Annotated in this window: 9 protein-coding genes and 2 pseudogenes; 2 read left to right on the plus strand and 9 right to left on the minus strand. The window is 57.8% G+C overall.

Going from position 1 to position 13,098, the window contains the following annotated elements; genetic code table 11:
- Window positions 1-9 precede the first annotated feature (9 nt).
- From GTU79_RS12815 to GTU79_RS12850, 7 genes and pseudogenes are all read right to left on the minus strand, one after another.
- Window positions 10-1,035 carry an amidohydrolase family protein gene (locus GTU79_RS12815; protein WP_203521634.1) on the minus strand — a complete coding sequence of 342 codons (1,026 nt, stop codon included), beginning with the start codon at window positions 1,033-1,035 and terminating at the stop codon, window positions 10-12.
- Window positions 1,032-2,309: an MFS transporter gene (locus GTU79_RS12820; RefSeq protein WP_203521633.1), complete on the minus strand. Its 1,278-nt coding sequence runs from the start codon at window positions 2,307-2,309 to the stop codon at window positions 1,032-1,034. The genes GTU79_RS12815 and GTU79_RS12820 overlap by 4 nt, the downstream gene beginning before the upstream one ends.
- A 150-nt stretch (window positions 2,310-2,459) precedes the next feature.
- Window positions 2,460-3,017, minus strand: a complete 558-nt coding sequence (locus GTU79_RS12825) for an IclR family transcriptional regulator (RefSeq protein WP_214514011.1) — start codon at window positions 3,015-3,017, stop codon at window positions 2,460-2,462.
- A 369-nt stretch (window positions 3,018-3,386) separates the two neighbouring features.
- Entirely contained in the window at window positions 3,387-4,259 is an 873-nt protein-coding gene (locus GTU79_RS12835) for a heme ABC transporter ATP-binding protein (protein ID WP_214514012.1), read from the minus strand.
- Window positions 4,252-5,239 (minus strand): annotated as a pseudogene (locus tag GTU79_RS12840) (FecCD family ABC transporter permease). Before GTU79_RS12840 ends, GTU79_RS12835 begins: the two are co-directional and overlap by 8 nt.
- Entirely contained in the window at window positions 5,236-6,051 is an 816-nt protein-coding gene (locus tag GTU79_RS12845) for a heme/hemin ABC transporter substrate-binding protein (RefSeq protein WP_132921826.1), read from the minus strand. Before GTU79_RS12845 ends, GTU79_RS12840 begins: the two are co-directional and overlap by 4 nt.
- Window positions 6,048-7,076, minus strand: coding sequence for a hemin-degrading factor (locus GTU79_RS12850; protein ID WP_214514013.1), 1,029 nt, complete (start codon window positions 7,074-7,076; stop codon window positions 6,048-6,050). Before GTU79_RS12850 ends, GTU79_RS12845 begins: the two co-directional genes overlap by 4 nt.
- Window positions 7,077-7,507: 431 nt before the next feature.
- On the opposite strand from GTU79_RS12850, the gene hutW reads away from it, so the two are divergent.
- Entirely contained in the window at window positions 7,508-8,818 is a 1,311-nt protein-coding gene (gene hutW, locus GTU79_RS12855) for a heme anaerobic degradation radical SAM methyltransferase ChuW/HutW (protein WP_203521628.1), read from the plus strand.
- Window positions 8,819-9,202: 384 nt separating this feature from the next.
- Window positions 9,203-11,612: pseudogene (locus GTU79_RS12860) on the plus strand (TonB-dependent receptor domain-containing protein).
- Window positions 11,613-11,759: 147 nt separating this feature from the next.
- On the opposite strand, the gene GTU79_RS12865 reads toward GTU79_RS12860, so the two are convergent.
- Both GTU79_RS12865 and GTU79_RS12870 read right to left on the minus strand, forming a co-directional pair.
- A complete protein-coding gene (locus tag GTU79_RS12865) occupies window positions 11,760-12,476 on the minus strand; it encodes a DUF554 domain-containing protein (RefSeq protein WP_132921823.1) in 717 nt (238 codons plus the stop codon).
- A gap of 9 nt (window positions 12,477-12,485) precedes the next feature.
- Window positions 12,486-13,097 carry a UbiX family flavin prenyltransferase gene (locus GTU79_RS12870; RefSeq protein WP_203521626.1) on the minus strand — a complete coding sequence of 204 codons (612 nt, stop codon included), beginning with the start codon at window positions 13,095-13,097 and terminating at the stop codon, window positions 12,486-12,488.
- Window position 13,098: the final 1 nt, after the last annotated feature.

Genomic DNA, 13,098 nt, shown 5'->3' on the forward strand with positions numbered 1-13,098 from the left:
AGTCTTTCCTTATCGGCCCTGGGCCGACAGTAATGAGTCCAGCCGGGGATAGACCCGGCGCGCATTGCTTTCGAAGATGAGTTTTTTTTCAGCGTCGGTGAGCGCCGCCGAGTCGATATAGCGCCGGGTGTCGTCAAAGGCAAAACCGGTAAGGGGATCGATGCCCCGCACCGCGCCGATCATTTCCGAGGCGAACAGTACATTTTCCACCGGGATCACCCGGGTCAACAAATCGATGCCAGGCTGATGATAGACGCAGGTGTCGAAGAAAATATTCTTCAGCAGCTTGCTGTGGATATCATCGATGTGCATGGCCTGCGCCAGCCCGCGAAAGCGGCCCCAGTGGTAGGGCACCGCGCCGCCGCCGTGGGGAATGATAAAGCGCAGCGTGGGAAAATCCGTGAACAGATCCGAGGTCAGGCACTGCATGAACGCCGTGGTATCGGCGTTCAGATAATGCGCGCCGGTGGTGTGAAACGCCGGGTTGCAGCTGGTGCTGACGTGGATCATGGCCGGCACGTCATATTCCACCATTTTTTCATAAATCGGGTACCAGTAGCGATCGGACAAGGGCGGCGCCGTCCAATGGCCGCCGGAGGGATCCGGGCTGAGATTCACCGCCACGAAACCGTAATCCCTGATGCAGCGCTCCATTTCCTTAAGGCAGGTGCGGGTATCGGCGCCGGGGGACTGCGGCAGCATGGCGGCGCCGGCGAAATGCACCGGATAAAGCTGCGTGACACGGTAACATAATTCGTTACAGACCGAGGCCCAGGCGGCGCTGGTGGCGGCATTGCCGATATGATGGGCCATAAAGCTGGCCCGAGGCGAAAAAATGGTCAAATCAATACCCCGTTCACGCATTTTGAGCAGTTGGTTGCTCTCGATGGTATTGATGATTTCGTCGTCGGAAATCCGTACATCCGCGGTATCGATGGTGATGGCCGGGTCGGTGAGGGCGGCAATTTGCCGTTTGCGCCATGTCTCCAGTCCCTCCGGCGCGGTGGTATAGTGTCCGTGGATATCGATAATCATTGAATACGTTCCATAGCAGTAGGTTTATCACTCTCCATCACGATATTGCTCAGGTCGCGTCCGCGGGTTTCCGGCAGCAGCATGGCGGCGATCACGACAATCACATAAGATGCGCAGGCGCAGATACCCATGGCCGGCCCAAGATCCATCTTGATGCTCAGCAGCCCCACCAGGGTAGGCATGACCGCACCCAGCGCGCGGCCGGCGTTGCCGCATAAACCCTGGGCCGAACCGCGGACGCGGGTGGGGAAAAGCTCGGCGATGAACGCGCCGGTGCCGGCCGCGGTACCCGATTGCAGGGTCCCCAGCACGAATCCCAGCAGCAGGGTGATGGTGAGATTGATGGGCGCCATGGTATACACGCCCACCGCGATGGCCTGCAGACAGGCGATGATAATAAAGGTTTTGCGCCGCCCAAGGGCGTCGGCCATCCAGCCGTTCAGGAAGGCGCCGGCGAATGACCCGAGAATATTAATGGCCAGATAACCGCCGACGTTGTTGATGGACAGATGTAAAACCAGCTTCAAATAGGCCGGCAGCCAGGTGATCATGACGTAATTACCGCCATAGATCCCGAAGGTCAAGAGGATGGCTTTGAAGGTCGTTCCGCGGAAAGAGGGGGCGAATACCTCCCAGATATTTCGGGATTGGCCTTTTTCGGCGGCCTGCTCTTTTTTGTAAATCGGCGCTTCTTCGATATTGCGCCGAATCCACAGTACCAGCAGCGCGGGAAGAATGCCCAGAGCAAACAGGATGCGCCAAACGATAGCCGCGGGAAAGTAGTCAAACAGCAGCGTGGCGAGGATCACGGTGATACCGTAGCCGAGGGCCCATCCCGCCTGCAACGCCCCCACCACCCGGCCCCGTACCTGCGGGTTGATGGTTTCGCTTATCAACACCGCCCCCACCGCCCATTCGCCGCCGAACCCTAGTCCTTGCAGGCTGCGCGTCAGCAGCAACTGCCAGAACGAGTCGGTAAAGGCCGAAAGGAAGGTGAACAGTGAAAACCAGGCGATGGTTACCTGCAGTATTCTGACCCGGCCGTAGCGATCGGACAGAATGCCGGCAACCCACCCCCCCAGCGCCGCCATGATCAACACGGTGGTGCCCAGTATGCCGGCCTGGCCTTTGGTCATGCCCCATAAGGCAATGAGCGTCGGGATGGACAGGGCATACATCTGCGTGTCCATGGCATCAAGCCCCCAGCCGCTGAAGCAGGCCCAGAAGGTGCGTTTTTCCACTTTATTAAGGGATGTGAACCATTGAAACATCATTATTCCCGCCTTATTGCCTCAAGAGCCGTGCCAGAGTCAGGCATCGCTTCACCGCTATCGAGGGCAATTTTCCAAGGTTATGTCGTTTTACTTAACAACGGCGTGGATACCGCTTCGCTCTGTATCGAACTCCCACCGCCTAAGCACGTTTCAACAAGGGATATTTATCGCGGCCAGCATGGGCGAGCCGTCGCCCCCTAGCCGTTCGGTGGCACGGGCCGCGATATCAAGCAGCGCCGGGCGATATTGCGTCATCAGCGCCATATCCAAACGGCTCACCGGCGCGACAATGCCTACCGCGCCGATGAGCTTTTGATCCGAACCGAACACCGGGGCCGATATGCCGGAGGTCTCTTCATCCCTTTCCCCCACCGAGGCGTAGGTATAAACGTTGCGAACACGGTCGTAGAGTTCGCCGGGTTCGCCGGAAAACGCCAGCAGCACGCGCCCGCCGGCCCCGCGATCCAATGCCTGTATGTCGCCTTGCTGGACATTGACCCGCACGGAAAACTGAGAATTGATGCGGAACAGGCACAGGCGATGATCTCCTTCGCGGATGTGAAAAGAGACGGTTTCACCGAGCTGTTCATTTAATTCGCGCATCAGGGGCAGCAGGACATCGCTGAGATTGAGGTTGGCGAGGTAGTGGGTGCCCAGGGAGAAGGTGGCCGATCCCAGGCTGAAGCGGCCGTCTTCGAGGCGGATCATCAAGCGATGATGGCAGAGTGCGGCGGTGAGCCTGAGGACCGTACTTTTGTACAGGCCGGTGCGTTTGGAGAGTTCGGTGAGGGTTAACGAGCTGTCCTGCTTTTAAAGGCAAAAAGCAGCGCTACGGCCCGATCGATTACGTCTACGCCGCTGGGGTTACGCCTATGAGCTGCGGGGTATTTTCCGCTTTTTCGGCCATTGTGAGACTCCATTTGTTCTGTCTGGTAGAACTCAATATCATCTGATAGAACAATTATAGTGGAGCTCACGGAACATTCTGTGGTTCGCTTCACAAGAAGAGGTATTGGCACGGTCTCCCTTTAGCAGGTTCGTTGCACGATGGGAGATAGCGGGCCGGCCTGTCGAGGCTCAGCGCTGTAAGAAGATCTGCGGTCTTTGGTTTTCCTGATTGAGCTGTACGCTGACATCGGCTTGATACCAGCGGCGTAGCTGCGGTTCCGTCAACACGTCTTGGGGAGTGCCGGCGGCAACCAGGCGGCCTTCGTGCAGCAGCAGGATCCGGTCGGACCATAGCGAGGCCAGATTCAAGTCGTGCAGTACGCAGCACACCGCCAGCCTGCCGTCCTCGGTCAGACGTTTGAGCAAACGCAGTACATGCTGCTGGTGATAGAGATCCAGCGCGGAGGTGGGTTCATCCAGAAACAGCCAGCCGCGCGGGCCGTCTTGTTGCCAAAGCTGCGCCAAAGCCCGCGCCAGCCGGACCCGTTGCTGCTCGCCGCCGGAGAGTTGGCGAAATTCCCTTTGCGCCAGCGGCCGGCAGCCGGTGAGGGCCATTACGTCGTCAATAATATCGGCATCGGCGGCGGCGGACCAGGGCGCACGGCCCATGGACACCACCTCGGCGACGGTGAAAGGAAATGTGAGGGCGCCTTGCTGGCGCATAACCGCCCGCCGGCGGGCCAGCTGCGCCGAAGGCCACTGGTGGAGCGGGGTGTTATTGAGCAGGCAGGTGCCTTCGCTGGGGGGAATATAACCGGTCAAGACCCGCAGCAGGGGGGATTTTCCCGCGCCGTTGGGGCCAATCAGCGCGACGAATTCGCCGGGGGCCAGCGTCAGCGACACCTGGCTTAACAGCGTGCGCCGGGCGATATGATAGCCGACCCCCTCGGCCTTGAGCAGAGGACGGTCTGTGTCGCAACCGCCAGATATGTCAATGGCTGGGAGGCTATCGGCGCGGCCAAGGGCTGGCCTGTCCGTGGAAAGGGTCGGCGACTTAGGCATGGCGAAGGGGTTTTTCCTTGAGGATCAGCCAAAAAAACCAGGGGCTGCCGAGCAGGCTGGTGAGCAAACCCACCGGCATTTCCGCCGGCAGTACCAGCGTGCGCGCGGCGGTGTCCGCCGCCAGCAAGAGCAGGGCGCCGGCCAGAGCCGACCCCGGCAATAGCCAGCGATGATCGGCGCCAAGCCACATCCTGACGAGATGGGGAACCACCAGTCCGACAAAACCGATAATGCCGCTCACCGCCACGGCGGCGCCCACCAGCAGCGCGCTGGACAGCAGCAGCAGGCGCTGGGTGCGCCGCACGTCGACGCCGAGATAATGGGCTTCTTCTTCTCCCAGTTGCAAAAGATTCAGGCGGCGGGCCTGTTTTGGATAACCAGCATGGCGGGCGCCAGCAGCGTGGCCAGGACAGCCAGTGAGGTCCATTGTCCCTGGCCGAGGCTGCCCATGCCCCATAGGGATAACTGCCGCAGTTGCCGATCGCTGCTGAGCCAGGAGAGGACGCCGGTGGCCGAGCCGCACAGCGCATTGATGGCGATACCCGCCAGCAGGAAACGTGACAGCGGCGCGCCGCCGGCGCGGCTGAGGGAAAATATCACCAGCGTGACGAGCAGGCTGCCGCAGAAGGCGGCGGGGGTTGAAGAATACAAGGCCCCCAGCGGCGGCAGGGAGAGGGCAATACCACCGAGCAGGCCACCGCCAGCGCCGCGCCGCTGCTAATGCCCAATAAACCGGGATCCGCCAGGGGATTGCGGAACAATCCCTGCATCACGCCGCCGGCCATCGCCAGCGCCGCCCCGATCAGCACCGCCAGCAGTACGCGCGGTAAACGGATGTTCAGCCAGATGTGCCACGCGGCATCGTTAAACGAAGTGCGCCACAATAACGGCAGGGAGATGGGTACCGCCCCCAGATTTGCCGCCGCCGCCATCAGCAAAATCAGCATAAACAGCAGCAGCAACAGACGGCGGAGCGTCATCGTATGGCTTCCGCGCTGCGGCGAAGCCGGGCGATGGCGGCCGGCGTTGACGGGCCGAAGCCCAGCAGCGCCATGTCATCCACCGCCAGCAGCCGATGCTGTTTACCGGCGGGGGTCATCGCCAGTCCGGGCAATTGCCAGAGCTGCGCCTCGCCGCCGAGGGCGTCGATGCCGTCGCGGCTTATGACCACCAGATCCGGCGCGCTGGCGATAACCCCTTCCTGGGACAGGGTTTGATAATGAACAAATCCCTGCATGGCGTTTTGCAGACCGGCGGCGTGAATGGCCGCATCGGCCGCGGTCTGTTGGCCGGCCGCCATGGCCGTCATCCCGCTGTGGCTGAGAATAAACAGCACTTTCACCGGCAGCGGCGACGCAGGAATGGCGGCCAGTTGCCCCTGCACCTGTTGTTGCAGCGCCTTGCCCTGCTCAGGACGGTTCAACGCATCGGCCACCACCGCAATCTTGTGGGCAATGGCCGAGGCAAAAGCGTCTCCCGGCACTGTGACCACTTTCACGCCGTTGTCCGCCAATTGTTCCAGCACCAGGGAGGGCTTGGCCTGCTCGCTCACCAGCACCAGCGTCGGCCGCATGGCCAGGATCCCTTCGGCGTTCAGCTGCCGCAAATAGCCGATATCGGGTAAAGTCTTCACCTTTTCCGGCTGCAGGCTGGTGCTGTCCCGCGCCACGACTTCGTCGCCGGCGCCGAGATCAAACACGATTTCGGTGACATCGCCGCCGATGGTGACGATACGCGGCGCCGCCAGCAGGGAGCAGGGCAACGCCAGTAGGACCAGCAGCCAGCCTTTCATGCCGCCGCTCCCCGGGCGGTCAATAACCCGATTTGCGACCGCCACCGCGTTTGCTCCGGCTGTCCTTCGCTGCGCTGGCCGAAAAGCTGTGCTATCTGCGTGCCGTCGGCGGCAAACAGTTCCCGGCTGGGGACCACGCCGCCGCCGGGGGGGTTGCGGGGGACCCAGCTTTCCGCGATCCGGTCTTCCATCAGGGGCAGGGGAAACTCGGTGTTAAAGACGTTGATCCAGTTCTGCCAGGGGGTCACTTTCTCTATCACGCCGGTAAAGATCTGCACGCAGCCCCGGTTGCCGACAAAAATCATGATTTCGTTGCCGTCCTGCCGCGCCGCCTCAAGAATTTCCCTCAGCGCCTGGTTGTCCACCCGGCAGGCCAGATCTTCGGATACGGCGCGGAACGCCTGCTGGCGCGTCAGGTTATGCCGCTTGAGCAGGTTGAAAAACTGATGGACGTCGGTCATCTCCCGCCACTCCCGCTCCAGCTGCGGCGGGGCCTCGGCCTGTTCATTGGCGGCGGCCGGGGGAGCGAGGACCAGCGGCGGGTTGTCCGCCGAGGAGAACCGGCCGATGCATCGATCCCAGTCCGCCATCCGGGGCTGCGCGGTGGCATAGACTTTCAGCACCGCGTCGCCGTGACCATCGTAAAACTGAATGCTTTGACGCTCACCCCGCGCCGTTTGCTCGTTGACAAAAAATGCGCTGGCCCACTGCGCGGGAAACAGTCGCAGATCCAACCCCCGCGGATTGAGCACCAGCCCGCCGTGCTCACCTATCCGCCAGTGCTGATAACGGCCAATCTGTTCATGTACCGCGTACTCATTGCGGGTAATGGACTTGGTCTCATCCACGGCCTCCAGGGCCGCCAGCATCGCGGGCACATCAAGGCGAAGCCGTCTGGCTTCGGCGCCGACGCGGGCATGGGTCAGCTCGGCCTCGCTGATATTCATCAACCGCGCCACATCGCGGGCGTATTTATGCGGATGCAGCGCTTTGAGTTGCAGATAGGTCTGATAGCGATGGTTCATGACAACGTCCTTTATTCATAGGGACCGTCGCAACGGACGGTAAATGGCTCAATGAATATCATTAACCGGCAGCCTCTGAGGGCAACCCGGCAGTAAAAAGGCAAATGTTATGGGAATGTTTCAAGATAATAATTTTAATGATAATGATTACAATTATCATTGTCAATCTCGGCCATCGTAAGAAATCAGTGGGGATATCGACAGGAGAGTGTAGTGATAACGCTAAAAACCGTAACATGCGCTTTAGCTAAGCTCTTAGATTATCAGTCTATTCTTGTCATGGAGCGCGCAAGGCTCCGTCGCGGCGTGAAAAGTATCTCAGATCAATAAAGGGCTTTTAGCGCCCGGTTAAAGGAGAATCCTCTTGCAATCAGAGACATTAATAATAATGATTATCATTCAATTTTCATAAAATATGATCGGATAACAAGATGTCGATGGATTTAACCCCTTTCTTTGCCCGAGAAGGCCAACAGCCGTTCGATAACCGGGTGATGGCGATGCCCTGGCGCAATCAACGCCCTCTGGACGGCGACAGTATCAGCCAGGGATGGCGGCAATTACAGCAACGCACGCTGCCGGCGCGTAAGCGTCTGCTTTATATCCATATTCCGTTCTGTGCCACCCATTGCTCGTTTTGCGGGTTTTATCAAAACCCGTTGAAATCGGACAGTACCGCCGTCTATACCGAGTGTTTACTGAGTGAACTGCAGCTGGAAGCGGACAGCCCGTTGCACCAATCCGCACCCATCCACGGGGTCTATCTGGGGGGCGGTACGCCCACCGCGCTCACCGCCGCCGAGTTGAACAGGGTGATTCGCCGCATTCGCCACAGTCTGCCCCTGGCGCCGGATTGCGAAATTACCGTCGAAGGCCGTGTCCTCAATGTTGATGATGAACGCCTGGATGCCTGTCTGGATGCGGGCGTCAACCGATTCTCCATCGGCATCCAGACATTCGACACCCGCATCCGCCGCCGGATGGGGCGCATCTCCGATGGCGAGACGGCCATCGCGTTCCTTGAACGGCTGTGCCGGCGCGATCGGGCGGCGGTGGTGTGCGATCTTCTGTTCGGGCTGCCGGGGCAAACATTGTCGGGCTGGCGGGATGACCTGAAGATTATCAGTGAATTACCCTTGGATGGCGTGGATTTGTATGCCCTAAATGTACTGGCCGGCACGCCGCTGTATAAAGCGGTGGAAAATGGACGGACCACCCTGCCGGATGTGACGGAGCGATTGGCCTTTTACCGTGCCGGCGCCGATGTGCTGGCCGGGCAGGCGTGGCATCAGCTAAGCAACAGCCACTGGGCGAAGACCAGTCGTGAACGTAATTTGTACAACCTGCTGATCAAGCAGGGCGCGGATTATCTGGCGTTGGGCAGCGGCGCCGGCGGCAGCCTGGACGGACAGGCCTATATGCTGGAACGTAATCTGGAACGCTACTATCAGCGGGTCCGGCTAGGAGAAAAACCCATCGCCATGATGACGGCTCCCCATGCGCCTGAACCCTGGCAGCACCAGCTTCAGGGCGGCATCGAAACCGGCCGGGTGGCGCTATCCGCTTTGACCGACCACAGCGATGCCTTGCGCCCGCTGCTGAGCCAGTGGCAGCGGGCGGGGCTTATCGTGGACGACTCTTCCTGTATGCGCCTGACGGTGGACGGCCGTTTTTGGGCCAATAATCTATTACAGGCATTGCGGCTGCTGATACCGCGGCTGGCAGCCGAAGCGGATAGGTAGGCCTCTGCCAGCGATAGGGCACCAGCGCCAGATACATCACAAATGATGTCTGAATGTAACCATTGTTGCTTTATCGATAAGTAACGGCAAGAGAACGGTAAGCGTAAAAAAATCGTCTTTGAGATTGATATTGAAAATCATTATCATTACTATCTTTCATCTCAGACACGTCATTTATAAAATAGATCTTGCCGGCCATCACCGGACGTAGAGAAATATTGCCATTATCCTTTTAATAATTGTGGCAATAACAAAATAACCTTTATCTTGATAAGAGATTTTAATTTTTTGGGAATGGTAATTTTAATACTGATAGCAATGGCTGAGCACCCTATAATCACTATAGATTGTGAGAGAATTATATGCTTCCGCCAAGTAAAAAGGATGCGCGTCAATTTCAATAAATTCTTTCTGACGAGCGTATTAACCGGTGCCATTGTAAGTGTATTATCAACGGAAAGTTATGCCGACAATAATGACGCCCTTATTCTTAATACACAGGACGCTACGGCCAAAGAGAACAATAAACCGGCCGCGCCGGAACAATCGGCTATTAAACAGCAAAATCATGAAACGCTTACCGTCACCGCGCCGCGTATCAAAAATAAGGCCGGGTCCCAGACAACCCTGAGCGCCGCCGAGCTGCAAAAAAACGGCGGTACTGATTTCGGCACTATCATGCGCTATCAGCCGCTTATCAGCGCCACGGGGGCGAGCGGCGGATCCGGCGCCGGAAAAAGCGGCTTCGATCGCGGCGGTTACACCGGCTATAATATCCGCGGGCTTGAGAGCAACCGTGTCGGCATCGATGTGGACGGTATTCCGCAGCCGGATGCAACCAGTCGCGGTTACGTCGGCCGCGCAGGATTAAATACGTTCGGTATCGGCCGCGATTATATCGACCCCTATATGTATGGCAATGTGGATATTCAGTCCGGCGCGACCTCCATTGATAACCCCAATATTTATATTGGCGGGGCCGTCTCTTTTAACCCAAAGTCTGCTGATTATTATCTTTCCCCCACCAGGCAAACCTATTTTGGCTACCAGAGCGATTATGATTCTTCCAATCGCAGCTGGCATAACGGCATTACCGCCGCCGGCGGCGACGAAACGTTACGCGGGATCTTTGTTTACAGCCGCCGGGATGGTCAGCAGACCCGCAATAACAGCGGTACCGTGGATGCCTATCCGGCCAACTGGCATTCCGATGCCTTTATGACGTCCGGTATCTGGCAGCCCAACGATCAGCATAAACTGACCGGGACTTTCGATTATTATAATAAGACCAACCACACCCATTATGATGGCTGGAATTCAGCGGGAAGCGCCATTATCGGCACCACGGATCAGACCAGCCAGACCCGCCGCTACGGCGTCAGCCTGAAAGACGACTGGACGCCGTTTAACGACATTATCGACAGCATGTCTTCGAAGCTCTATTACCAGCATACTGAGGCCCATGACTGGACTTATATGCCTGAAAGCACCACCAGCATGGAAACGGTCTTATCCAATTACGATACGGATACCGTAGGTTTTAATAATGCGCTGGCCAAAACCCTGGGGCGTCATGACCTGAGCGCCGGGGTGAACGCCAGCCTGACAACCACGAAACGGCCCTTCACCCAGGTGCCCGCCCAGAGTGTTTATAACATCATTATGCAACCCCAGGCGGACAGCAAAACCACTGCGCTGGGGGCCTTTGCCCAAGATCAAATCAACTTTGATCTTGGCGGTAAGCATTTTGCCATTATTCCCGGCGTACGGGTGGCTCATCAGTCCACCAAACCGCAGAATCTTTCCAGCCTGGCCAGCGGCAGCACGGCCTTGGACGAGTCTGAACTGGCGTCGCTGTATGGCAAGAGTAATTCTGACACTCAGGTATTGCCGTCACTGGTTTTTCAATATGATCTTACGCCGCGCCTGATGACCTATTTGCAGTATAAACGAGGCGCACAGTTCCCGAATCCCAGCCAGCTGTACAGTTCCTGGAATCTGGGGTCGAGTTATGCCGGCACGTCACAATATGCCCTGATCGGGAATCCCGACCTGAAAACCGAAACCAGCAACAACCTGGAGTGGGGAGTAAAGGAGAGGTGGCTGACGGGGTGACGATGCATACCTCCGTTTTCTACAATACCTATAAAATTTCATCGCCTATAACCGCTACACCCGTTCCGGCAATCCGGAAGCCTTTACCAACGTTCCGTCGAATATCTACATCACCTATGAGGCTGAAAACCGTGATAAGGCATACATCTACGGTGGGGAAACCAGCGTCAAGGTCAATTTCGGCACCTGGTTCGAAGAGGTTAATGGTTTGAGCGCAACCCTAGCCTTTGGCTATAACGAAGGTAAATCCAAATCCAGCTATCTCGGCGATAAATATGTGGATATCGACAGCGTAGCGCCGATGAAGGCTATCGTCGGGGTAGCCTGGGATGATCCGGCGAAACGCTACGGTACCGCGCTGACCGCTACCTTTGTGCACGGTAAACGCGCTACCGATACCAACCGGGAAACCTACAGCAACAGCGGTACGGCCATCACCGATGCCACCACTGAATATATGAACGTGCCGGGCTATGGCCTGCTGGACTGGACCGGGTATTGGCAAGTGGCGAAGAACGTGAAGCTGAGCGGCGGCGTATACAATATTACCGACCGCAAATACTGGGATTACCTCAGCAGCAGGGATCTTACCGAAAGCAGCAATCAGGATGCCTATGATAAAGCGCTTGCGGTGATGCCGGGCCGGAGTTTCCAGGTGGGGATGAATATCGATTTCTGATTTGCCCCGGTCTCCCATTGACAGGCCCGCTGTACGTCGGAGGTAGCGGGCCTACCGTGGCATGGGGCGCTTCGCGGCCGACTATGGCCGCTCCGGCCCCATTGCCGCGGTTTCCCTTTAACACGCGTTACGCCGGAACTGGGTTTTTCAAGCGATATAGGTTGCCCACAAAAAGGAGAACGGCATGATAAGAAACAGCCCTGGCAGCATATTGGCCACCGGGAACAGCTTGATACCGCATATCCGCAGGCCGGTGGCCAGCATGATAAGGCCGCCGGCGGCGGAAAAATCCAACATCATATCAGGGGTGGTCATGGGCAGGATAAATGCGGCCAGCGTAGCCAGCGCGAGCTGGATAGCCAACTGCGGGATGGCGATGACCACTACCGCATAGCCCAATATCGTCGCGAAAATGGCCGAGGTGAACAGATCCAATACGGTCTTGATGTACAGGATAGAGGGATCGCCGGTCATGCCTTCATGCATGGCGCCGAAGATACCGGTTCCGCTGGCGCAGAACAGCACCACGATGGCCACGAATTTATCCATGAATTCCTGATGGGTCAAACCCTGGGCCGGCGGCAGGAATTTATCCACAATGCCACGTGTATAACCCGCCGCTTTGCCGATGCCTTTTTCCACGAAGAACAGCTCTCCCAGCATGGCGCCGATAACCATGGCCAGCACCACCGCGGGCATATATTTCACTTTGACGATCAGCATGATGCCCAGGCCCATGGAGCACAGGCCGAAGGTCAGCGGCAAGGCCGAACGGATGCGCTCGGGCAAACGCGTGCCGAGAAAAGCGCCCACCAGGCCGCCGATCACCACCGCCGTCCCGTTAACATAGGGTCCAATTAACATTTATATTCCTTAAAATGAATCATCCGCCGGTTCGTCGTGCGGTGTTTTTATGGTGTCGCCATCGCCCCAGCGAGGCAGATTCTTGATTTCGATCCCCAGCAAATCGAGGGCGCGTCCGACGCTGTGGGTAATGATATCGTCCGGGGTTTGCGGCCGGTGATAAAGCGCCGGTACGGGAGGGAATATAATCCCGCCCATTTCCGTGACTTGCTGCATATTCCGCAAATGCCCCAGATTCAGCGGGGTTTCCCGCGCCATCAACACCAGACGGCGTCTCTCCTTCAACACAACGTCGGCGGCGCGGGTCAGCAGATTGTCCGTCAGGCAGTGGGCTATGGCGGCTAAAGTGCGCATGGAACAGGGCGCAACCAGCATACCGAGGGTGTGGAAGGAGCCGCTGGCGATAGAGACGCCGAGATCCTCGATGGGGTGAACCTTATCCGCCAGTGAAATAACTTCGTCCATCCGATAATCGGTTTCCAGTCGGCAAGTCTTCTCCGCCCCCCGGGAGACCACCAGATGGACCTCCAGATCCAGACCCTTCAGCAGTTCCAGGGCTTTGACGCCATACTGGAAACCGGAAGCGCCGCTGATGCCGATGATAATGCGCCGTGAAATCATG

It is taken from the genome of Sodalis ligni, from assembly GCF_016865525.2.
GTDB lineage: Bacteria > Pseudomonadota > Gammaproteobacteria > Enterobacterales > Enterobacteriaceae > Acerihabitans > Acerihabitans ligni.

What these genes read in the sequence shown, in the direction of transcription:
- GTU79_RS12815 (WP_203521634.1), bottom strand. Translation starts at nt 1,035, where the DNA reads ATGATTATCGATATCCACGGACACTATACCACCGCGCCGGAGGGACTG.
- GTU79_RS12820 (WP_203521633.1), bottom strand. Translation starts at nt 2,309, where the DNA reads ATGATGTTTCAATGGTTCACATCCCTTAATAAAGTGGAAAAACGCACC.
- GTU79_RS12825 (WP_214514011.1), bottom strand. Translation starts at nt 3,017, where the DNA reads ATGATCCGCCTCGAAGACGGCCGCTTCAGCCTGGGATCGGCCACCTTC.
- GTU79_RS12835 (WP_214514012.1), bottom strand. Translation starts at nt 4,259, where the DNA reads ATGCCTAAGTCGCCGACCCTTTCCACGGACAGGCCAGCCCTTGGCCGC.
- GTU79_RS12845 (WP_132921826.1), bottom strand. Translation starts at nt 6,051, where the DNA reads ATGAAAGGCTGGCTGCTGGTCCTACTGGCGTTGCCCTGCTCCCTGCTG.
- GTU79_RS12850 (WP_214514013.1), bottom strand. Translation starts at nt 7,076, where the DNA reads ATGAACCATCGCTATCAGACCTATCTGCAACTCAAAGCGCTGCATCCG.
- hutW (WP_203521628.1), top strand. Translation starts at nt 7,508, where the DNA reads ATGTCGATGGATTTAACCCCTTTCTTTGCCCGAGAAGGCCAACAGCCG.
- GTU79_RS12865 (WP_132921823.1), bottom strand. Translation starts at nt 12,476, where the DNA reads ATGTTAATTGGACCCTATGTTAACGGGACGGCGGTGGTGATCGGCGGC.
- GTU79_RS12870 (WP_203521626.1), bottom strand. Translation starts at nt 13,097, where the DNA reads ATGATTTCACGGCGCATTATCATCGGCATCAGCGGCGCTTCCGGTTTC.